The 22,397-nt window shown below is 65.8% G+C and carries 20 protein-coding genes; 6 read left to right on the top strand and 14 right to left on the bottom strand.

Annotated features, from left to right (window positions below; translation table 11 throughout):
* Position 1: 1 nt before the first annotated feature.
* From B2747_RS13715 to B2747_RS13700, 4 genes are all read right to left on the bottom strand, one after another.
* A complete protein-coding gene (locus B2747_RS13715) occupies positions 2-562 on the bottom strand; it encodes a hypothetical protein (protein WP_291161985.1) in 561 nt (186 codons plus the stop codon).
* Positions 559-1,893 carry an inositol-3-phosphate synthase gene (locus B2747_RS13710; protein WP_291161982.1) on the bottom strand — a complete coding sequence of 445 codons (1,335 nt, stop codon included), beginning with the start codon at positions 1,891-1,893 and terminating at the stop codon, positions 559-561. Before B2747_RS13710 ends, B2747_RS13715 begins: the two co-directional genes overlap by 4 nt.
* Positions 1,894-1,898: 5 nt before the next feature.
* The gene (locus B2747_RS13705) at positions 1,899-2,540 is read right to left on the bottom strand and encodes a CDP-alcohol phosphatidyltransferase family protein (RefSeq protein ID WP_291161979.1); all 642 of its coding nucleotides are present in this window, start codon (positions 2,538-2,540) and stop codon (positions 1,899-1,901) included.
* Between the two features lie 98 nt (positions 2,541-2,638).
* Complete coding sequence (locus B2747_RS13700; RefSeq protein WP_291161976.1) at positions 2,639-4,039, bottom strand: exo-beta-N-acetylmuramidase NamZ family protein; 1,401 nt, start codon at positions 4,037-4,039, stop codon at positions 2,639-2,641.
* Between the two features lie 72 nt (positions 4,040-4,111).
* Here B2747_RS13700 and B2747_RS13695 point away from each other — a divergent pair, with 72 nt between their 5' ends.
* The 6 genes from B2747_RS13695 to B2747_RS13670 all read left to right on the top strand — a co-directional run bounded on the left by B2747_RS13695 (position 4,112) and on the right by B2747_RS13670 (position 11,977).
* Entirely contained in the window at positions 4,112-5,476 is a 1,365-nt protein-coding gene (locus tag B2747_RS13695) for a serine hydrolase domain-containing protein (RefSeq protein ID WP_291161973.1), read from the top strand.
* 222 nt (positions 5,477-5,698) lie between these two features.
* Entirely contained in the window at positions 5,699-6,055 is a 357-nt protein-coding gene (locus B2747_RS13690) for a HesB/IscA family protein (RefSeq protein WP_291161971.1), read from the top strand.
* Between the two features lie 72 nt (positions 6,056-6,127).
* Positions 6,128-8,092 (top strand): glucosamine-6-phosphate deaminase, encoded by a 1,965-nt coding sequence (nagB, locus tag B2747_RS13685; protein ID WP_291161969.1) that lies wholly within the window; start codon positions 6,128-6,130, stop codon positions 8,090-8,092.
* Positions 8,093-8,143: 51 nt separating this feature from the next.
* On the top strand, positions 8,144-9,676 hold the full coding sequence (locus B2747_RS13680; RefSeq protein WP_291161966.1) for a sodium:solute symporter: 1,533 nt from the start codon (positions 8,144-8,146) through the stop codon (positions 9,674-9,676).
* On the top strand, positions 9,676-10,629 hold the full coding sequence (locus tag B2747_RS13675; protein WP_291161963.1) for a BadF/BadG/BcrA/BcrD ATPase family protein: 954 nt from the start codon (positions 9,676-9,678) through the stop codon (positions 10,627-10,629). Before B2747_RS13680 ends, B2747_RS13675 begins: the two co-directional genes overlap by 1 nt.
* Before the next feature lie 10 nt (positions 10,630-10,639).
* A complete protein-coding gene (locus B2747_RS13670) occupies positions 10,640-11,977 on the top strand; it encodes a sigma-54-dependent transcriptional regulator (RefSeq protein ID WP_291161960.1) in 1,338 nt (445 codons plus the stop codon).
* A 193-nt stretch (positions 11,978-12,170) separates the two neighbouring features.
* Here B2747_RS13670 and B2747_RS13665 read toward each other — a convergent pair whose 3' ends face one another.
* The 10 genes from B2747_RS13665 to B2747_RS13620 all read right to left on the bottom strand — a co-directional run bounded on the left by B2747_RS13665 (position 12,171) and on the right by B2747_RS13620 (position 22,397).
* Positions 12,171-13,454, bottom strand: coding sequence for a dicarboxylate/amino acid:cation symporter (locus tag B2747_RS13665; protein ID WP_291161957.1), 1,284 nt, complete (start codon positions 13,452-13,454; stop codon positions 12,171-12,173).
* A 27-nt stretch (positions 13,455-13,481) separates the two neighbouring features.
* Positions 13,482-14,918 carry an amino acid permease gene (locus B2747_RS13660; protein WP_291161954.1) on the bottom strand — a complete coding sequence of 479 codons (1,437 nt, stop codon included), beginning with the start codon at positions 14,916-14,918 and terminating at the stop codon, positions 13,482-13,484.
* A gap of 124 nt (positions 14,919-15,042) precedes the next feature.
* Positions 15,043-15,918, bottom strand: coding sequence for a hypothetical protein (locus tag B2747_RS13655; protein WP_291161951.1), 876 nt, complete (start codon positions 15,916-15,918; stop codon positions 15,043-15,045).
* A 164-nt stretch (positions 15,919-16,082) separates the two neighbouring features.
* Positions 16,083-16,490: a biopolymer transporter ExbD gene (locus tag B2747_RS13650; RefSeq protein WP_291161948.1), complete on the bottom strand. Its 408-nt coding sequence runs from the start codon at positions 16,488-16,490 to the stop codon at positions 16,083-16,085.
* A 2-nt stretch (positions 16,491-16,492) separates the two neighbouring features.
* Positions 16,493-16,957, bottom strand: coding sequence for a biopolymer transporter ExbD (locus tag B2747_RS13645; protein WP_291161946.1), 465 nt, complete (start codon positions 16,955-16,957; stop codon positions 16,493-16,495).
* 72 nt (positions 16,958-17,029) lie between these two features.
* Positions 17,030-17,755, bottom strand: coding sequence for a MotA/TolQ/ExbB proton channel family protein (locus tag B2747_RS13640; protein WP_291161944.1), 726 nt, complete (start codon positions 17,753-17,755; stop codon positions 17,030-17,032).
* Positions 17,756-17,799: 44 nt separating this feature from the next.
* Positions 17,800-18,519: an energy transducer TonB gene (locus B2747_RS13635; protein ID WP_291161941.1), complete on the bottom strand. Its 720-nt coding sequence runs from the start codon at positions 18,517-18,519 to the stop codon at positions 17,800-17,802.
* A 116-nt stretch (positions 18,520-18,635) separates the two neighbouring features.
* Positions 18,636-20,186 (bottom strand): sensor histidine kinase, encoded by a 1,551-nt coding sequence (locus tag B2747_RS13630; protein WP_291161938.1) that lies wholly within the window; start codon positions 20,184-20,186, stop codon positions 18,636-18,638.
* The gene (locus tag B2747_RS13625) at positions 20,187-20,855 is read right to left on the bottom strand and encodes a response regulator transcription factor (protein WP_291161935.1); all 669 of its coding nucleotides are present in this window, start codon (positions 20,853-20,855) and stop codon (positions 20,187-20,189) included.
* A gap of 18 nt (positions 20,856-20,873) precedes the next feature.
* The gene (locus B2747_RS13620) at positions 20,874-22,397 is read right to left on the bottom strand and encodes a sigma-54-dependent transcriptional regulator (protein ID WP_291161932.1); all 1,524 of its coding nucleotides are present in this window, start codon (positions 22,395-22,397) and stop codon (positions 20,874-20,876) included.

The following is a 22,397-nucleotide window of genomic DNA, read 5'->3' as shown; positions in this document are numbered from 1 at the left end:
GTCAGTTCTTCTTGGGTGCGGCGGCCGGCGGCGTGGCCGACGGCGATGCGGGCGGCACAGCCGCGGAGTCCTGCGCCGCCGGATTCGGATCGCGACGCGTGGTCTGCGGTGTCTCAAAATTGCCAGGCTCGTCGGCCGACAGAATGTCCTGCGTCCAGTCGACGGTCTTCTGCAACACCTGCGTGGAATCGCGACGGAACTGGATGGCCATGGCCCACATGCCGGCCGTCACGTACATGAGATTGCTGCGATAGGTGCCCAGCTCCTGGGTCTCTTCGAGCCCATTGGACACGGTCTTCATGTCCTGATTGGTGGCGAAGATGCGGCCCTGCCCGCCCGAAATGGGCAGGCCGGTTTCCGCATCGTGCACCGTGACTCGCCAGTAAATGGGCTCCAGCGCGCGCGTCGGGCGGGTTTCGGATGACACACGGATGACGAAGTCGTCGGTCCGGAAACGAAGCTGCCCCGCCGGCGGCCGTCCCGCGTCGCAGCCGGCCATGGCAAGGCCGGCGGCGACGAGCAGGGCCGCGCGACGTACGAGACGCGCGCGCAGGATGGTCATGATTGGTAGTACTCGAGCCCGAGGTGGGTGATCTGCTCCTCACCCATGAGGTGACGGAGCGTGTTCTTCAGCTTGGTCTGCTGAATGAAAAGATCATGCTCGGGCTGCAGCCCCGCAGCCACCGTAGGCGCCTTGTAATAGAAGCTTAACCATTCCTGAATCCCCTTCATGCCCGCGCGCTGCGCGAAGTCGGAGAACAGGGCGAGGTCGAGCACCAGCGGCGCCGCCAGGATGGAGTCGCGGCACAGGAAGTTGACCTTGATCTGCATCGGGTAGCCGAGCCAGCCCTTGATGTCGATGTTGTCCCAGCCTTCCTTGTTGTCGCCGCGCGGCGGGTAGTAATTGATGCGCACGACGTGCGAGAAATCCTTGTACAGCTCGGGATACTTTTCGGGCTGCAGGATGGTGTGCAGCACGGAGAGCTTGGACTCTTCCTTCGTCTTGAACGACGCCGGATCGTCGAGCACTTCACCGTCGCGGTTGCCGAGGATGTTGGTGGAGTACCAGCCCTCGAGGCCCAGCATGCGCGCCTTCATGCCCGGCGCGATGACGGTCTTCATCCACGTCTGGCCCGTCTTGAAGTCCTTGCCGGAGATCGGCACGCCCTGACGGTTCGCCAACTCCACCATGGCCGGGAAATCGGCGGACAGGTTGGGCGCACCGTTGCAGTAGGCCACGCCTTCCATGATGGCAGCGTAGGCGTAGAGCATCGACGGCGCGATCGCGTCGTCGTTCTCCTCCATGGCCTTCTCGAACGCTTCGATGGTCTGATGCTGCGGGCCGGCCTTGATGTACGTCTCGGTGGATCCGCACCACACCATTGCACCGCGCGTGGCGCCGTTGGCCGCCATGAAGTTGCGGATGTCGGCGCGCAGCTGCTCGGCGAGTTCCTTCTTGTTCTTGCCCGTCTTCACGTTCGTCGCGCCGGTGATGCGCGTGACGTAGCGGCTTTCGAACACCGCCGGCATCGGCTTGACGCTCTTGAGGAAATCGGCGATGGGCTCGATGTCATCCTTCACGAGCACACCGGCCTTGGTCGCGGCCGTGTACGCGTCATCCGGAATGGGATCCCACGCACCGAAGACGATGTCGTCGAGCGACGCGAGCGGCACGAAGTCCTTGATGAGCGGGCTGCGGTTGTCCGTGCGCTTGCCGAGGCGGATGGTGGCCATCTGCGTGAGCGAGCCGATGGGCACCGACAGGCCGCGGCGCACGCGCTCGACACCGGCAATGAACGTCGTCGCCACGGCGCCGAGGCCCGGCGTGAAAATGGCGAGCTTCCCGGTAGCCGGGGCAATGGACGCGGGGGTGCCGCGGGTCGAGTCGGACACTGCGTTTATTCTCCAGGAGAGGTAGAGGTCGGAGCAGCGGTGGAGATGCGATGCACGTACGCCAGACGCTGGAAGAACGTGATCCAGGCCGTCACCATGAGCAGGCTGACGATGACGCCGAGCACCCAGCCGTCGAGCGCCAGACCAAAGAACGCCTGAGGCGCGGACAACAGCGTGATGCGCTCGGGGCGTTGCAGCACGCCAACGCGCGCCGAAAAGCCGAGGCCCTCGGCGCGCGCGTTGGTGTACGACGTCAGAAACGTCGCAATGAGCGCCAGCACGGACACAATGACCATGCCGTCGTTCATGTGGCGCGGGTGCGTGGCATAGAACACCACCAGCCCGCCCAGCAGAAAGCCATCCGCCACGCGATCGAGCGTGGAATCGTAGAACGCGCCGAACGCGGACGTGGTCCCCGTGCGACGGGCCACGGTGCCATCGAGCACGTCGAAGAGCGCCGTGAGCCCCAGAAACCAGCCACCGGTGCGAATGTGGCCGGTGGCGAAGATCACGCCTGCCGTGCAGGTGCACAGCGTGCCGATGGTCGTGATGGTGTTGGGACGCACACGCTTGGCGACCAACCAGTCCGCCACGGGGGCGATGACGGCCAGGTATCCTTTGACGATGGCGTTCCAGAGTGCTTGCATCACGACGCGGTTGACGGACCGGGGCCGAGCAGTTCGGCCATCCCGCCCGGCATGGCCGGGCTCGGGACTAGCCGGGGAAAGCTAGAAGCGCCCGTGCATCAACGGTAGAGATGGAAGCGCCGGGCATCTTTCTCAAAGGCGAGAATGTCCGGCAGGGCGCGGTCGAGCACGGCGTCCGGGTCCGCCCCACTCATGAGGGCTTCGCGCAGGGCGGCCGAACCCATGCGCATGTCCCAACCGGCTGGCGTGACGCGAAGGGAGTCGCCGTGGACGCGGGCCAGCGCCCACAGGATGGCGGCCCCCACGCGGGCCGGCTGCACCCGCTCGCGGTCCAGCACCTCGATGCGCACGCCAGGGATGGCCCGGCCGTTGTACTTGTTGTCACCCGGCTTCTCCGGCGTGAAGCGCTCCGGCCGGAATCGCACCCCCGTCAGCGACAAGTCTTCGAGCAGCCGGGCCACCGAGTCCGCGCGCAGCCAGGGTGCGCCGAAACGCTGGAAGGGTTCGTTGGTGCCCCGTCCCACCGAAACATTGCTGGCCTCGAACGGCACCAGCGCCGGATAGATGAGCGCGCTCACCAGATTGGGCATGTTGGGTGAGGGCTTGATCCAGGGGAGATCGGTCTGGTCAAACCACATGCCGCGGCGCCAGTTGCGCATGGGAACGACCGTCAGCCGCGTGCTCATCTTGAGCTGGGTCTGAAACAACTTCGCCATCTCACCCATGGTGAGGCCGTGGCGCAGGGGCACCGGGTAGAGCGCAAAGCCATTGGTGCGCCCGGTCGGTGTGGGATACGCCGGGTTGGCCAGCGCCGAGTCGAGCAGCACGCCTTCGGTGAAGGCGCCCGAAATCGGGTTGGGACGATCAAGCACCAGGACGGGAATGCCCCGCCGTTCGCCCGCCTGCATGCTGTAGAGCACCACGCCCACGTAGGTCCAGGTGCGGGTACCAATGTCCTGCAGGTCCACCACCAGCACGTCCACGTCCTGAAGCAGACTGTCGGCTGGGGCCATGGTGTGCTGCTTGTACAGCGAGTGCACCTTGAGGCCGGTCTTCTCGTCCCGCTCGTCGCCGATCCCCTGCACATCGAGCGTTCCGAGTGCGCCATGCTCGGGAGCGAAGAGCTTGACCAGCTTCACGCCAGCGCGCTGGGCGCGCGGGTCGCTGAAGAGCAGATCCACCGAACGCCGCCCCCGCTCGTCCACTCCGGTTTGATTGGTGACCAGGGCGACACGCTTGCCGGCGACGAGCTTGATGCTATCGTCCAGCAGGACGGTGATGCCGGGTCGGACCTTGCGATCGATGTTGCGCGGATCGTAGGGTCGTCCATCGGCGTCCACGGCGGGTCCGCCTCCGGGGCCTGGATTGCCGGCGCAGGCCATCGCGAACACCGCGGCGGTCGCGTACGCGGCGGCACAGGTAGCCACCCGGGCGAAACCCGTGGCCGCCAGTCTGCGAAGTGTGGTCGCGCCCGCGCGCCCACGGTTGGTCGTTGCCATCTCGATCTGTTCTCCCTGAAATTGGCGGGGCCGTCGCACCGATGGCGCCGGCATGACCCACCGAATCAACCCATGAACCGCACGTCGCCCCACCTCCCCACTCGCGGCACCCGGGCCAGCCAGTCGGCCTCCTCCTCCAAGTTACACGGGCGACGCGGTCTGAGCGGGGCTCTGCTGGCGGGGCTCGCGCTGTTCGTCACGGCGGTCCCGCTCGCCTGTGCACGCCGGGCCGGCGGTGCGGAGGCCGGTGCGGAGGCCGGTCCGGCGGCCGCAAGCGCAGGGCCACGAGCGAAGGTCGCGTCGCGCACGGCGCAGGCGGTGTACGACAGTGTGCGGCGCGTGCTTGATGCCGGCGTGGCCAGTGGGGCCTTTCCGGGAGCCTGGGCCGCCGTGGGGACGCCCGATGGTGTGGTCGCCGTGTATGGCGCCGGTCAGCTCGACAGCGCCGATGCCACCCGGCCCGACGCGAACACCGTGTGGGACCTGGCCTCACTCACCAAGGTGATCGGCACCACCAGCGCCGTGGCGCGCCTGGTCGCAGACGGCGCCGTGGCGCTCGACACGCCCGTGGTGCGCTATCTGCCGCAGTGGACCGCGCGAGGTGCGGAGCGGGTTACGGTGCGACATCTGCTGACCCACTCCAGCGGCCTGCCGGCCTGGCGGGCGCTGTACAAGGAGGCCGCGACGCGCGAGGAGGCGCTTACGCAGGTCTTTGCCACCGCGCCCGACACGCTCCCCGGGCTGCGTTTCGTGTACAGCGACTTGGGATTCATTCTGCTGGGGCAGTTGGTGGAGCGCGTGTCCGGCACCACCTTGGCCGACTTCGAAGCCCGACAGATCTTCGGGCCGCTTGGCATGCGCGAGACGCGCTTTCTGCCACCATCGACCTGGCTGGCGCGCACCGCACCGACAGAGCGCGATCCGTGGCGGCAGCGGCATTTGCGCGGCGAAGTGCATGATGAAAACGCGCACCGCCTGGGTGGCGTGTCGGGTCACGCGGGCCTGTTCTCGACCGGGCGCGACCTGGTGCGCTTTGCGCGCATGTATCTCAACCACGGACGTCTCGACGGCGTGCGCGTGCTCGACTCGGCCACGCTGGCGACCTTCACCCGCGTGCAGGACAGCAGCGTGTCGCGCCGGGCATTGGGTTGGGAGACGCCCACCGGCGGCAACAGCGCCGGCCGCCGCCTGTCGGCCCGGGCCTTCGGCCACACTGGCTTCACCGGCACCTCGCTATGGATGGATCCGGAACAGCAACTCTTTGTGCTGCTGCTGACCAACCGCGTCAACCCGACCCGGGAGAGCCGCGGCATTGGCACGGTGCGAACGGCGCTGGCCGATGCGGTGTCGCAGGCCATGGCGTCGGCCTCCACGTCCCTGTCCCCGTCGTCCTCCCCGTCGTCCTACCCGTCGGCAGCGGGCACGGGTCGGCGTTGACTTCAGCCGTGGCTCCCCTGCCCGCCCGGCACGAGGCGGTATCGCCCGCCAAGCGTCGGGATCTCAAAACGGCGGCCGGGGTTTCTTGCAAGGGGAGTATTCCTCTCGCTAATTTTCACGAAGCACGACACGACATCGCACGCCCCCTCCGCGAGGGCGGCCCGGGCGGCGCGATGCGGTCATTCAGGCCGGCAGGCTGGCCGGCCGCACTGGAGGACAAGCATGAGCACGATGCAGACGCCCGACGTCATGGTAATCCTGACCCCCGTGGCCGCGGCCGAAGTGCGCAAGTTCATGGAGGCCGAGGGCGTGGCGCCGGAAGTTGGCGGCCTGCGCGTTTCGGTCATGCCTGGTGGTTGCAGCGGCTTCAAGTACGGCCTGGTGATCGAAGACAAGTCGGCGGACGACGATCTCACGGTGGAGCTGGAAGGCATCAAGATGTTCGTCGATCCGTTTTCGGCGCAGTACCTGAGCGGCACGACCATCGACTACGTCTCGTCGATGCAGGGCTCGGGCTTCACGTTCAAGAATCCGAACAGCACCGGCGGCTGCGGCTGCGGCAGCTCGTTCTCGGCCTGACGTACTCCCCCATCCGCACTGCGCGCCACGTTGCGCGCGGTGTCGGAACGTATTCCCACACCACCCCCCATCATGTCTCTGGCCTCCGGATCCCCGGCGGCCCCTGACGCCACGCAGGCCCGTGCACTCCGTGCGAGTGCCGGGCCTGTGCGCGTTGGCGGCTCGCCGTTTGTCGATGCGCATGTTGTCGGCACTGTTCGCGAACGCATTCCCACCATTGTCATCGACGAACACGGCGCCATGGCGCGTGTCGTCGCCGGCCGCATTGCCACGCTCATGCGTGAGCGCGCCGCAGCCGGACGCACGGTGGTCCTCGGACTCGCCACCGGGTCCACGCCCATTGGTGTGTACCGCGAACTGATCCGGTTGCATCGGGAAGAAGGCCTGTCCTTTCAGCACGTGATCTCGTTCAACCTGGACGAGTACTACCCGATGCAGAAGGACAGCATCCACTCGTATCACCGCTTCATGTGGGAGAATCTGTTCTCGCACGTGGACATCAATCCGGCCAACGTGCACATCCCCGACGGCGCGCTCGCGCGGGCGGATGTGGACGCGGCCTGCCGCGCCTACGAGGAGGCCATCGAAGCGGCGGGTGGCATCGACTTCCAGCTGCTCGGCATCGGCAAGACGGGCCACATCGGTTTCAACGAACCCGGCTCGGGTGAGAACAGCCGCACGCGTCTCGTGCATCTCGACTCGATCACGCGTCGTGATGCCGCCGCCGATTTCTTCGGTGAAGACAATGTGCCGCGCGAAGCCATCACGATGGGCATCGCGACCATCATGGGCGCGCGCGAGATCGTCATTCTTGCCACCGGTGAGCACAAGGCAGGCGTGGTGCGCCGCTCGGTGGAAGGCGAGATCGATCGGGCCGTGGCGGCCACGTTCCTTCAGCGGCACCCCAACACCACGTTCTACGTGGACGACGCCGCCGGTGCGGAGCTCACGCGTGTAGCCACGCCGTGGCTCATCGACGAGGTGCATTGGGATGAAGCCCTCATGGTGCGCGCGGTGACGTGGCTGGCGGCCAAGTGCAACAAGGCCATTCTCAAGCTCACGCAGCACGACTACGCCGAGAACAATCTCACCTCACTGGTGGCGCAGCACGGTTCGCCGGGTGCCGTCAACGGTCTGGTGTTCAACTATCTCGGCGCCAAGATCCGCGGCAAGAGCAAGTTGCCGCGTGGCCTCAAGACCATCTGCTTCTCGCCGCATCCCGACGACGACGTCATTTCCATGGGCGGCATTCTCCGCAAGTTCGTGGAGAACGGCAACGACATGACCGTGGCCTACATGACGAGCGGCAACATTGCCGTGTTCGATCATGACGTGCGCCGCTACATGGATTTCCTCGTGCGCCTGAACGCCGAGCGCATCGGGGAAGGCGCCAACGTGACGCAGCTCGCGGCCACCGTGCATGACTTCCTGCAGCGCAAGCAGCCGGGTCAGGTGGACATCCCGGAGGTGCAGGACATCAAGCGCATCATCCGCGAATCGGAAGCGGTGAGCGGCATCGAAGTCATGGGTCTCACCAAGGACAACGCGCGCTTCCTCAACCTGCCCTTCTATCAGACGGGCAAGGTGCGCAAGGACCCCATCGGTCCCGCGGACGTGGCCATCGTGGCGGACTTGCTGCGCGAGCAGATGCCCGACCTGATCTTCGTGGCCGGCGACCTGTCCGACCCGCACGGCACGCACCGCATGTGCAAGGAAGCCATCGATCGCGCGGTGGCCGAAGTCTATGTGGGCGAGTTGGCCGCCAAGCGTCCCGAGATCTGGCTCTATCGCGGCGCGTGGCAGGAGTGGCCCATCACGGAAGCCACGGTACTGGTGCCGCTCTCCCAGGAAGAGCTGACCATCAAGATCCAGGCCATCTTCAAGCACCAGTCGCAGAAGGACTCGGCGCCCTTCCCCGGTCAGGACGAGCGCGAGTTCTGGCAGCGCGTGGAACAGCGCAACAAGACCACTGCCGCGCAGCTCGACCAGCTGGGATTGGCCGAGTACTTCGCGATGGAGGCGTATGTCATCGCCTGACGGCTGGCGTCGGGCTGAGTCGCGGCTGGTGTGCTCCGTGGAGGCGTCGCGATGAGCGGCGGCTTCACGGGCCTCGACTGGCTGGTGCTCATCGCCTATCTGGTGGGCACCACCTGGCTCGGCATCTGGCTGGGCCGCGATCAGAAGGATGCGCGCGACTACTTCGTGGCCAGTCAGCGCATTCCCTGGTGGGCCATTCTGTTTTCGGTGGTGGCCACCGAAACGAGCGCGCTCACCTTCATCTCGATTCCCGGTTTGGCCTACGTCGGCAATCTGTCGTTTCTGCAGGTGGCGGCCGGCTACATCCTGGGTCGCGTGGTGATCTCCTACACGCTGCTGCCGCGTTACTACCAGGGCGAGCTGGTCACGGCCTACGCCCTGCTCGAGCGCCGCTTCGGTCTTGGCACGCGACGTTTTGCGTCGGTGGTGTTCATGGCGACGCGCGCCTTTGGTGATTCGGTGCGCGTCTTCGCCACCGCCATTCCCATTGGCCTCATCATCGGGCCGGTGGTGCCGCCCGAGTATGTGGGGCCGCTGTCCATTCTGATTCTCGGCGCGTTCACGGTGCTGTACACATACCACGGCGGCATGCGCGCGGTGGTGTGGACCGACGTCGTGCAGACAGGTGTGTACGTGCTGGGTGGCGTGGCGGCGCTGTGGCTGCTGGGCGAGGGCGTGGAAGGTGGCTGGACCGCCATCCTGAATGGCGCGCGCGGCCAGGGCAAACTGCAGTGGCTCGACACCTACTCCGGCATCGATCGACCGCACACGCTGTGGGCTGGCCTGATTGGTGGTGGCTTTCTGTCCATGGCCTCGCACGGCGCCGACCAGCTGATCGTGCAGCGCCTCATGGCGTCGGGCTCGTTGACCGACGCCCGCAAGGCGCTCATGGGCAGCGGCCTCGTGGTGTTTGCGCAGTTCACGATGTTCCTGTTCATCGGCATCGGGCTCTTTGCGTTCTATCAGGGCGAAGCCTTTGCGCGACCGGACGCCATCTTCCCGCGATTCATCGTGGAAGTGATGCCGTCCGGCCTGACGGGCCTGGTTATTGCCGCCATTCTTGCGGCGGCCATGAGTACCGTGAGTGGCGCGCTCAACTCGTTGGCGGCGGCGTCGCTGCACGATCTGTATCTGCCGCTGACCGGCAAGCGTGCCGAAGATCCGGGCGTGTTGCGGGTGGGCAAGCTGTTCACCCTTCTGTGGGCGGCCATTCTTCTTGGCGGCGCCATGCTGTACAAGAACGAAGGCACACCGGTGGTGACGATCGCGCTGTCGATTGCCTCGTTCACCTATGGCGGCTTGCTTGGCGCATTCTTTCTCGCCATGCTGGTGCCGCGGGCGAAGCAACGTGATGCCATTACCGGCATGGTGGTGGGCATCGGTACCATGAGCTTCGTGGTGTTTGCCAAGGCACTGAGCGGCTGGTTCCCGGCGCTGGCGCCCACCCTGGCGCCGTTTACCGTCATTGCCTGGCCGTGGTATGTGCTGATCGGCACCACCCTGACATTCACCACGGGTGTGCTGATGTCGTTCATTCCCTCGTCAGCTGACGGGGCTGGCTCTCCTGTTTCGAGGAACGCGTGATGAGTGCGGGACCACTGGATCCGACGCCGCTGGTCGTTGGGGTTGATGGAGGCGGCAGCCGCACGCGGGTGCTGCTGAGTGATGCCAACGGCGTTGTCCTGGCGCGAGTGGAAGGCGGCGCGACGGCGCTGCGTCCCGGCCAGGAACATGCGGCAGCCGACATCATCAAGGCGTTGATCGGTGAGGCGCTGGCGTCGGCGGAGCGCACGGACACGAGGCCGGCCGTATGTGTCGTGGGTGTGGCCGGCGCCGGTCAGGAGCGGGCAGCGCAGGCGCTCTGGTCGGCATTGGCGCAGCGACGCATTGCCGACGACGTGTCGGTACAGGCCGATGCCACCATTGCCATGGACGACGCCTTTGGCGATTCCGCAGGCGTGCTGCTCATTGCCGGCACAGGCAGCGTGGCCTTCTCCAAGGCGCCCGATGGTCGTATCGAACGCTGCGGCGGCTGGGGCCCCAACGTGGGAGACGAGGGCAGCGCGGCGTGGCTCGGCCGCAAGGCACTCAGTGTGGTCACGGCCGCGCAGGATGGCCGCGAACCCGAGACGGCCCTCACCGGTGCCATTCTCACCGCGCTCGAGCTCGAACAGCTCGATGACGTCATTCCGTGGGCGGCGGCCGCCACGCCCGGCACCTTTGCGCAGCTTGCGCCCGTGATTCTGCAGGTGGCGGCCAGCGGCGACCTGCGGGCCAACGCGCTCATCAGCTTCTGCGTGGAAGAACTCGCGCTGCATGTGCGCACGCTCGCGCGGCGCTGCTTCGTGGACGAGCGCGCCGCCATTCCCGTGGCGTTCTCCGGCGGTTTGCTCTCGCGTGGTTCGCTGGTGCGCAAGCGACTCGAGCAGCGTCTCAAGAGTGCGGTGCCGGGCGCCATGATTCGCAACGACGAGGTGGATGCCGCACGCGGTGCCGTGCGCCGGGCCCGTCGTCTGCTGGGCATGGAAGTCGCTTGAGGCCGCCCGCGTGACCGACGCCCGCCTGCTGATTGTGGACGATGATCCGGCCATCGTGGCCGGCATCGTGGCGTCGTTTCGCAACACGGCGTATCAGGTCATCACCACCACGCATGCCGAGGAAGCGGCGGCGTTGTATCAGGCGCATGACCCACACGTGGTCATCCTCGATGTGAGCATGCGCCCATTGGACGGTTTTGCCGTGCTGGCCCAATTGCGTCGCCTCGACCCCGATGCCTGTGTCATCATGCTCACAGGCCACGACGAGGTGACGGTTGCGGTTCGTGCGATGCGCGAGGGCGCGGAAGACTATCTCACCAAGCCCTACGATCGCGAAACGCTGCGGCTGACGGTGGACAAGGCGCTGGCGCACGCGCAATTGCTGCGACAGCACCGACTCACCGCGGCGCAATCAGAGCTCGATGCGCCGTCGGTGGAGGCGGTGCTCACGCCACCGGTTGCACGGCTGCTCCAGATTCTCGCGCGCAAGCGCAGCCCTTTGCTGGTGCTGGGTGAGGCGGGCACGGCCAAGCAGTTGGCGGCCTCCATGCTGCACCGTCTCGCCGACGGCCCATGGGAACCGCTGCTGCGGCTCAATGCGGCGCAGAAGTCGCCGGCCGAGGCGGTCGCACGGCTGTTTGGTGAGAGCGGTGGTGACGGCCTGGACAGTGATCGTGGCCTGGTGCACCTGGCGCGCCGCGGCACGATGTTCATTCATCTCGTGGAGTCGCTGCCACTGTCTGCGCAGGCCCGATTGGCTCGGCATTTCGGTTCGTCGCCCGAGGGTGGGCGAAACGCGGACATGCCGTCGCGTGCCCGCCTGGTGGTCAGCAGTCGGCTTTCGCTCGAGGAAGCCACGCAGCAGCTCGACCGTGATCTGATGCATCTGTTTGCGCCCATGCCGCTGGTGGTGCCGCCGCTTCGGGCGCGCGGACGCGACGGGCTGGCGGCCGTCGCGCGCGTGGTGCTGCGCCAGCAGTTTGCGCGCACGGGTGCCGGCCCGGAACGCCTGAGCGAGGAAGCGGCCGACCTGCTGGCGGCGCTGCCATGGCGTGGCAACCTGCCGGAACTCGAGGACTGCCTGACCATGGCGGCGCTGCACAGCGGCGAGAGCGACGTGCTGACGGCGAATGCCCTGCGTCAGGTGTGGAGCGAGCCGGCCCAGCGTGTCTCAACCCCGACAGGGCCCAGCGAGACCGGCGTGGTGCTGCGCACGCTGGCCGAGGTGGAACGCCAGCACGTGGCGGCAGTGATGCGCGCCTGTGATGGCAATGTGAGTGAGGCGTCGCGCATTCTGGGCATTACACGCACCACGCTGTACAAACGTCTGCGCGAACTGGGAGCGTGAGAGGTTGACGATCAAGCTGCTGCACGGCCACTCGTTTCCACCGCGAGACCGCTAACGGCTCACGCCGAGAAATGAAGGGCGCAGAGTTCGCAGAGGAAAATTGCGAACACGCGCCCTTCAGTCGTCTTCTTATCCGTGTAGTTGCCGCCCAATCCGCGTCATCCGCGACAAGGCCGTTCTACGTCGACTGCGATCAGGCGGCCGCCGTCTCCGGCTCGGGTTCCTTGAGCTCGCCCTCCCAGCGGCCCATGACAGCCGTGGCGAGGCAGTTGCCCAGCAGGTTGACCGAGGTGCGCGCCATGTCCATCACGGCATCGACGCCGAGAATGACGGCAATGCCCTCGAGCGGCAGGCCAAACTGGGCCAAGGCGCCGGAGAGAATGACCAGAGAGGCGCGCGGCACGGCCGCCACGCCCTTCGACGTGAGCATGAGCGTGAGCATCATGAGCAACTGCTGGCTCAGCGGCATATCGATGCCGGCTGCCTGGGCCACGAACACGGATGCGATGGCCAGATAGAGCGTGCTGCCGTCGAGATTGAACGAGTAGCCGGTGGGCAGCACGAAGGACACGATGCGCCGCGGTACCCCGAACTTCTCCATGGCCTGCATGGCCTGCGGGAACGCCGCCTCCGACGACGCCGTGGAGAACGCGATGAGCCAGGGCTCTTTGACCAGCGCCCAGAAGCGCTTGAGGTTGATGCGGAAGATCAGCGCCGTCGGCACCAGCACGATGAGCACGAAGATGATGAGCGAGACGTACAGCGTGCCCACCAGCTTGGCCAGATTGATCATGACATCGAGACCGCTCTTGCCCACGGTCACACCGATGGCCGCGCCGATACCGATGGGCGCATAGGCCATGACGATGCCGACGAACTTGAACATGATGTCGCTGAGCGACTGCAGCCAATCGAGCATGACCGTCTTGGACGGTCCCTCCACGCGTGCCAGCGCCACCGCGAAGATGATGGCGAAGAACACGATCTGCAGCACCTCGTTCTGTGCCGCCGCCTCAAAGAAACTTTGGGGCACCGTGTGCTCGAGCACCGACGCAAACGTGGGCGTCTTGCCAGCCAATGCCTGGAATTCTTCGCTGCTCGCGTCCGGCGCGATCTGGAGCCCCACACCCGGCTTGGCCACATTCACGGCAATGAGGCCGATGGCCAGCGCCAGTGTGGTCACCACCTCGAAGTAGATGATGGAGCGCAGCGCCAGCTTGCCCACCTTCTTCATGTCGTCGCCATGTCCCGCGATGCCCACCACCAGGGTGCTGAAGAGCAGCGGCACGATCAGCGACTTGATCATGCGCAGGAAGATGTTGGCGAAGGGCTTGAGGTTTGGCGCGAAGTCGGGCGCGAGCCATCCGATGAGGATGCCCACAATCATCGAGATCACGATCCAGCCCGTGAAGCCGATGCCAAGGAAGCCTTTCTTGGCGGGGGCGGTCGTGTTGGTGGCGGAGGAGAGGTGAGCCATGTCAGGAAGGAGGTATCGCGGAAGAACTCAGGACGACGCGCCGGACTTCGGGCGACGCAGCACCGAGTGGCGGTAGCCGTAGGCGAAGTAGAACGCGAGGCCGATGGCCATCCAGACGGCAAAGGCCACCCAGGCAGACGACGGCAGACCGCGCATGACGAACACACAGGCACCCGCGCCCAGCAGCGTCACGCCCCAGACAAAGGGTACGCGGAAGGGCCGCGGGCGATCGGGTTCCCGAATGCGCAGCACCAGTACGCCAATGCACACCACCGAGAACGCGGCGAGTGTACCAATGTTGGTCAGGTCATAGGTGGCCGCATCGTCGGCCACGAGCGCACCAAGGGCCACACACACGCCGGTGATGAGTGTGGTGACCTTGGGCGTGCGCGTCTTGGGATCGAGCTTGGCGGCAAAGGGCGGCAGCAGACCATCACGAGCCATGGCGTAGAAGATGCGCGGCTGGCCGTACTGAAACACCAGCAGCACCGCCGACATGGACACCACGGCACCCGCGGCCACAATCCAGCTGGCCGTATCGAGACCGGCCAGCGACAGCGCCTTGGCCAGCGGGTCGGAACTGCGAAGCTGATCGTAGGGCACGAGGCCGGTGGCCACGAGGCCCACAATCACGTAGATGAGCGTGCACACCGCGAGTCCACCCAGAATTCCGATGGGCAGGTTGCGCTGCGGGTCGCGCGTTTCCTCGGCGGCCGTGGAAATGGCGTCGAAGCCGATATACGCAAAGAAGACGATGGCCGCGCCCTGGTGAATGCCGAGGAATCCGTTGGGCGCGAACGGCTTGTAGTTGGCCGGATCGATGTGCATGGCGCCCACGATCACGAAGAGCGCCAGCACCAGCAGCTTGAGCACCACCATGATGTTGTTGGCGCGCGTGCTTTCCTTCGCGCCCTGCATGAGCAACACGGTGATGGCGGCGACGATACCAAAGGCCGGCAGATTGACCAGCACCGGAATGGGTCCGATGCGCGGCGCCGTATCAAGCAATTGCCGAACGGCCGGGTCACCACTGGCCTTCACGTTCCAATAGCCATGGGTGAGCCAGCCAGGCAGGTCGAGGCCAAATCCCGACAGCAGCGAATTGAAGTAGCCAGCCCAACCGATGGCCACGGCGACATTGCCGACGGCGTATTCGAGTATGAGGGCCCAGCCCACGATCCAGGCCACCACTTCACCGAGGGTGGCGTAGGAATACGCGTAAGCGCTGCCGGCCTGCGGAATCATGGAGGCCAGCTCGGCATAACACAGCGCCGCCAGACCGCACACGGCTCCAAGCAGCACAAAGGACAGCACGAGCGCGGGACCGGCGCCGTAGCGCACGATGGTGCCGTCAGCGAGCGTCTCGCCGGCAGCGGCGGTGCCCAGGGAGGAGAAGATACCGGCACCGATGACAGCACCGATGGCCAGCATGATGAGGTCACCGGCGCCAAGCGTGCGGCGCATGCCGTGCTCACTGTCCGTGACAGCGGCAATCGGCTTTCGAGCGAACAGCCCCATGTTGTCTACTGTGGGTGGGAGGAGGGGTAGGCGCAGCGGAAGCTACACTCGTGTACCCGCACTGCACCACTCACAGCGAGTAGGTAATCTCGGTCTTGGCGCGAATGGGGACGCCCTGCGCGTTGACCGCGGGGCGAAAGCGAATGGCGGCCAGCGCCTCGCGCAACTTGCGATTGTAATTGCCGTCTTTGGTGGGCGGGAATGAGAGGTCTATGACCTTGCCCGTGGAATCGACATCAAACACTACCACGATCGTGCCCTTGGCCTTGTTGGGCACGGGGAGCGGCGGCAAAAAGAGCTCAGTAGGAGCCGGCGGATAGACGGAACCCGTCCCGCCGCCGGTCCCCGGCCCAACGGCACTGCCACGGCCCGTGCCGATGCCGGAACCCACACCACCGCCACTGCCCGGGCCACTGCCCGAACTGCCGTCATTTCCGGAGCCGCCGCCGGTGCCCACGGTTTCGCTCTTCACCTCACCCGACGTGGCGGCAGCCGGCTGAGTGACCGCCGGCTGCGGGGTGGGCTGGGGCTCCGGCTTGGGCTGCGGCGGCGGGACCAGCGGCGGAATGACGGGCTTGACCTCGGGAGGCCGTTGGACCGGTGGCGGCGTGGGAGCCGGCGCTACGCGTACAAACTGCAGTCGCTCCTGCTTGACCTGTCCACCCGTGCCGCGATTGCCGCCTCCCCCACCACCTGCGGGCCCTGGTCCACCAGCACCCAGCACCGTGGCCAGCAGCTCAGGGGACGTGAAGGGCACAATGAGCAGCAGAATGATGAGCGCGTGCAGTACGGCGGCAAGCAGAAAGTTGGCCGCGCGTCGCTGACGGGAGAGTGGCAATCCGATCGGCGGACGATACCGGGGTCGGCCCTGTGCCTGCGTATCGTCGCCAGGTGGGCCACCAACCGGCAGCGGCAGGCCGCCTGGATCGGGAGTAAGTGAAGCCATGTCGTTCGAGCGGGGAGAAGGCGTCAGGTCCTGTCGAAACGGTGTACGGCAAAGTAATACGGCGGGCGCGCCCGAATGGGTTCGCCCGCCGTATCAAACACCGTTCGATGGCTCAGAGTGCCGTGTTTCGTGCACTTGGGCCGAAATGGTGTGCGTGGATCGCCTTACTTGGGCGCGACACCGATGACCTTGACGCCGGCACCGCGCGCCTGGTCCATGGCCCACACGACGTTCGCGTACGTCGTCATGGTGTCACCCTTGACGAAGATGATCTTCTCGGGGCGCGGGTCGTAGATGGACTTGAGGCGGTTGAAGAGCTGCGCCTTTTCCACCGGCTCCTTGTTGATGGCGTATTCGCCATCGGCCGTGATCTCGAGAACGATCTGATCCGGCGCCACGTTCGGCTGAGCCGGCTGCGGGTTCGGATCCGGCAACTGCGTGTCAATGGCCTTGCGGCTCATCGGCACGATGATCATGAAGATCACCAGCAGCACCAGGAGCACGTCGATCATGGGCGTCACGTTGATCTCGTTATTGAGACCGCCGCCGCCGCCACCTGCGGACATACCCATGGTCAGTTGCCTCCCGGACGGATACGATCGCTCTCGACGAGCGATTCGGTACCCGGTGCCTGTTCCGTGATGAGGGCCGCCACGCGCACACCGCCGCGCGACAACACATCCATCGCGTTGATGACCTTGAGGTACTGAAGGTCCTTGTGGGCCTTCACGTACATGATGTAGTCATCGCGTCCTTCCACGCCGTAGATCTCACGCACCGCGGCTTCGAGATCTTCGTTGCGGATGGGCTTCTTGTTCAGGTAGTACTGGCCCTGATCGTCAATGCCGAGTACCTGGTCCCCATCTTCTTCCGGATGCGGCTTGAGGTTCTGCCCTTCGGGCGGAACCGCCGTGAAGCCCGCGTTGATCTGCGGGATCGTGATCATGAAGATGATGAGGAGCACCAGCATCACGTCGATCATGGGCGTGACGTTGGGATCGGCCTTTACGCCGCCCCCGCCGCCTGCGCTCATACCCATGGCGTAACTCCTTGACTCTCGCCCGGCGTCCGCGCGCCCGGATGTGGGCGCGCGTCGCTGGACCGACGTTGGTTACTTCGAGATCGGCGTCTGGCCGGCCGTGTTGAACTCACGCGTGAAGCGCGAGCGACCGAACTCACCCGACACACCCTTGATGAGGTAGTCGATCATTTCCTTCGACGTGTACGTCATCTCGGCCGTGAGGTTGTCGATCTTCGTCTGGAAGAAGTTGAACGCCCACACCGCGGGAATGGCGACGCCGATACCGATGGCCGTCGTGATGAGGGCTTCGGCGATACCGGCCGCCATCGAGGAGATACCACCAGCGCCCGACGTGGACATGGCCGTGAAGGAGTTCACGATACCCATCGTCGTACCGACGAGACCGACGAACGGCGCCGTGGCACCAACCGTCGCGAGCACGCCGAGGCCGCGCTTGAGGTCGACGATCGTCATGAGCATCTCGCGCTCAACGGCACGCTCGGCCGAGTTGATGTCGGCCACCGTGACCGAGCCGTCCTGGATGAGCGGACGGATTTCGCCGAGCGCGCCACCGAGCACGCGGGCGACATGCGACTTCTTGTAGCCTTCGGCGAGCTTGATGGCTTCCGTGAGGTTGTCTTCCTCGAGGAACTGCGAGAACTCCGGGGCGAACTTGCGCGTCTCGCCCTGCGCCTTCCGCATCTGCCACCACTTCTGGATGATGATACCGGTCGAGTAGGCCGACATGATCAGCAGCGTCCAAACGATACCCTTGGCAAACCAACCCATCTCGTGCCAAAGGTCCATGATATCCATGCCCATCTGCCTATCTCCTGATGTGTGTTTGGTGACGGAACCGCTTAGCGGTTGAGCGAGAACTGGAACGGCTGCTGCACGAGCTGCTTCACCTTGCGACCACCCACTTCAGCGGGGAGGAAGCGCATGCGCTGCAGCGCATTCTTCACGGCGTTGGTGAACAAATCGTTGTCCGACTTGAGGGCCTTGAACGTGTTCATCTCGGCCCGACCCGTCGTGTCGACGACGAACTGCGCGAGTACGGTGCCCTCGATGCCCGCCGTGCGGAGCATGTCGGGATAGGCCGGACCCTGCGAGCCAGGCGCCATGACCACCGGCTTTTCCACCTGGAAGTCGAAGTAGGGCTGGTCCGCATTCTGAATGACGGGACCCTTGCCACCTTCGACACCCTTGGCGATACCACCAGCCACACCCTTGCCGGAGAAGTCCGCCTCATCCGTCACCTTCTTGGAGAGGTCGATTTCCGGGATAACGTTGGGAATTTCGATGGGCGCAGAAAGCACCTGGAAACCCTTCGGCGGCGGCGGGGCGGCCACAGCGTCAGGCGGCGGCGGGGCCTTCTCAGGCTCGGGCGGCTTCGGTTCGTCTTTCTTCACCTCGACGAACTCCACCTTCTCGACCTTCTCTTCCTCCATCACGGCGCCCGCGCCCTTCGTAACCGCGATGAGCGCGGCAACGACGGCGGTGTGCACCACGATGGACATGAAGGACCCGCCGGCGCGCTTCTGCTTCTTGGCCTGAGACTCGATCAGGTTGTTGAACATCTCGCTGGTCCGGGGTACGGGCTACGAACGTCGCGACCGGACGGGCTATCCGGAGCTGACAGGCCGAACCTACGTTCCGGACATGAGCGGGCAATGGAAGAAAGATTAGGATCGGATTAATCCGAGGTTAGTGTTCCGTGGAGATCAATCGGCTCATCCCGCAGGTTGACCACCGACTGATACTCGCCCGTCATTCCCGATCCCGGCGAACCGGCCAGAGGCAGCGTCAGCGTGAACGTGCTGCCCCGCCCCAGACGCGACTGGACTTCCAGGCGTCCGCTGTGCGCCTGGGCAATCCACTGCGAAATGGCGAGCCCCAGGCCGAATCCGCCACGTTCGCTGGCCCGCGAGCGCACCCGGTCCGCGCGCCAGAAGCGCTCGAACACATACGGCAGGTCGGCCGCGGCAATACCGATACCCGAGTCCCGCACGGACAGCGTCACCTCGGCCTCGCCACGCACGAGTGCGATCTCCACTTCCCCGCCCTTCGGCGTGTACTTGATGGCGTTCGAAACGAGATTGAGGAACAACTGCCGGAGCCGCACCACATCGCCGAGCACCTCGGCGTTGTCGAGCTGGGTGGCAATGATGCGCAGCTCGTTCTCCTCGCCCAGCAGACGTGCGGTCTCCACAACCTCCCGCACCAGCGGTGCGAGTTCGATGGGCTCGCGATAGACCTCGAAGCGCCCTTCGTCCGCGCGCGCGAGTGTGAGCAGCGAGTCCACCAGATCCGCCATGCGCGTGACCTGCTGCAGCGCCTCCTCGAGCGCCACGGCCCGCTCCTCCTCGCTTACCGTCGGCATCATGGACCGCTCCACGTCGGCCCGCATGACCGCCAACGGCGTCTTGAGTTCGTGGCTGGCATCAGCGGTGAAGCGACGCAGCGCGCCGAACGACAGGTCAATGCGCTCGATGAAGGCGTTGAGCGTGACCGACAGGCGCGCGAGTTCCTCGCCGGCCGCACCGATGACGAGGCGGCGATGCAGCGAGCGGCCGTCGGTGATGGCTTCCACCTGATCGATGATGCGATCGATGGGCCGGAAGGCACGACCGGCAATGACGTACGCAAAGCCCACGGAGAGCATGAGCAGGAAGGGCGCGATGGTGAGCATCGGCCCCACGAGTTCGGGCGGCGTGAGGTTGATGTCGCGCGTGGTCAGCGCGGCGTACACACGATAGCGGTCCTTGTCGCTCAGGCGGACATCGCGCGTGGCGAGCATGAGATCATCGCTGAACAACGCGACCCGCGGGCTGCCCGGCCCGGGACGCGAGGCGCGCGCCGCCGTGGAAAACCGATCACGGTCCGACGTGGACAGCGCGCGCACCGACGGCGAGGCGTAGATGTCGTAACCTGAGCTGTCCTGCACCAGCACATAGCCTTCAATGAGCGACAGGAAGGCGCTCATGCGCTGGCCGATGCTGGGACCGGCCAGCGGGTCGTTCTGCGCGAAGAGGGGCTCGGTTCCCGTGCGACGCGCCACATCAATGGCCAGTACCACCTGATCCGCACGCCGCTGCACGCGCAGCTCATGCTCCTCGAGCAGCAACTGGCGGCGCACCACCAGCAGCGTGCCGGCAAACACGACCAGCGTGGCCACCATGGCGGCGGTCCACGCGAGGGTGAGCTGCGCACGGATGGACGGCGTGCCGATGCGCAGCGTGGCCATTTACGCGCGAATCATGTAGCCCACCCCACGCACCGTGGTGATGAGCTTCTTTTCGTGTGGCGCATCGATCTTCTTGCGCAGGTGGTTGATGACCACGTCCACGATGTTGGTGCCGGGATCGAAGTGATAGCCCCAGGCGTACTCCGTGATGAGCGTGCGGCTCATGACCCGTCCGGCGTGACGCATGAGATACTCGAGCACCGCAAACTCCTTGGGCGTGAGCTCGATCTGCGTGCCGGCCCGATGCACCTCGCGCGTCCCAAGGTCCACCTCGAGGTCGCCGACCTTGAGCTGGGGACTGGCCATGGCACGCGGACGCCGCAGCAGGGCTTCGGCGCGCGCCAGCAGCTCCTCGAAGGCGAAGGGCTTGGTGACGTAGTCGTCGGCGCCGGCACGCAGGGTTTCCACCTTGGCGTCCACGGCGTCCTGCGCGGTGAGCACCAGCACCGGACGCTCGAAGCCACGCGTGCGCAGGGTGCGCAGCACGTCGAGTCCGTTGCGCCCGGGCAACCGCATGTCGAGGATGATGAGATCATAGGGCTGGCTCAAGGCCAGCCGTTCACCCTCGAGCCCGTTGTTGCACAGGTCCGCGTGCCAGCGCTGCTCTTCGAGCCCGCGGCGCACGAACTCGCCGACGGTCGGATCGTCCTCGATGACGAGAATCTTCATGATGTGGGAGGCACGCGATCAGATGCTGCGCCCACCCGGGCGCGCAAAGCCGTACTCGCGAATCTTGCGATAGAGGGTCTTGGGCGAAATGCCCAGCAGGTCCGCCGCGCGGCCCTGATGCCAGTTGGTGCGTTCGAGCACGTCGTGAATGTGGCGCTTTTCGAGCTCGCCCAGTGAAAGCACCTCGCCGGCGTTCGGCGCGGATGCCGTCATCGTACTCGTCATCGTGGTCGTCATCGTGGCCGCCATCGGCGCCGGCTCGGGAATACGGGCGGTCCCCTGCACCGGCGTGGGGCGCGCGGCCGCGCCCACATCGGTGCCAAGCGGCAGGTCGCCGGCCTGCACGGTGTCGTGCGTGGCCAGCAGCGCAGCCCGCTCCATCACGTTGCGCAGCTCGCGCACGTTGCCCGGCCAGCGGTAGCGCTCGAGCGCGGCCACCGCGTCGTCGGAGAGCCGCAGCGCCGGTCGGCCCTGTTCGGCGCGTGGAGCGAGGAGCTCGAGGAAGTGGCGAGCCAGGGGCGCGATGTCGGTGGCCCGATCGCGTAGCGGCGGCAGCGCAATGCGAATGGTGTTGATGCGATGCAGCAGGTCATCACGAAACGTCTCGGCCTGCACCATGCGACTGAGATCGCGCGTGGTGGAGGCGACCACGCGCACATCAACGGCCACCTGCTGGGTGCCCCCGACGCGGAAGAAGCTTCCGGTCTCGAGCGCCCGCAGCAGCTTGCCCTGCAGCTTGAGATCGAGGTCGCCGACGTTATCGAGGTAGAGCGTGCCGCCGGCCGCGAGTTCGAAGAGTCCGAGCTTGCGCTGCTCTGCGCCCGGATAGGCTCCCTTCTCCACACCAAAGAGTTCGAGCTCGAGTCGCGATTCCTCAAGGCCGGCGCAATTGATGGCAATGAACGGCCCCGACGGCCGGCCTCCCTCGGCGTGCAGGAGCCGCGCCACCAGGTCCTTGCCGGTGCCGGACTCGCCGGTGATGAGCACGGGTGAGGTACTGGCCGCCACCTTGGTGAGCATGTGTCGCACGGCCAGCAGGGGCGCAAACTGCGTGAGGAACACCGGCGCAGGCGCCTGGCGATCGAGCTGCGAGCGCAGCACCACATTGTCGCGCGCCAGCATGCGCTTTTCCCAGGCGCGCCGCACCAGCACTTCGATTTCCGCCATGCGATAGGGCTTGGACAGAAAATCGTAGGCCCCCAGCTTGAGCGCGGCGATGGCCGTTTCGATGGTGCCGTTGCCGGTAATGACAATGATCTCCGGCGGGAGCGGCTCCTCGCGCACCTGACGCAGCACCTCGAGCCCGTCGAGTTCCGGCATGACCACGTCGAGCAGCGCGACGTCAAAGGCTTCGGTGCGCAAACGCTCCAGCGCGGTGCGGCCATCACGCACGATGCTCACCTGAAAACCGCGCGCCAGAAGGAACTGCTCGAGAATGGTGCCGAGGTGTGTTTCGTCTTCGGCAATGAGCACGCGCACCGGCGACCCCAGCGCAGCGGGGGTCGGTTCAGGCGATGACGTGCTTGCGGACGGTGTGATCAT

The organism is Gemmatimonas sp. UBA7669 (assembly GCF_002483225.1).
Taxonomy (GTDB): Bacteria; Gemmatimonadota; Gemmatimonadetes; order Gemmatimonadales; family Gemmatimonadaceae; genus Gemmatimonas.
This window is presented reverse-complemented; position numbering and strand designations above follow the sequence as displayed.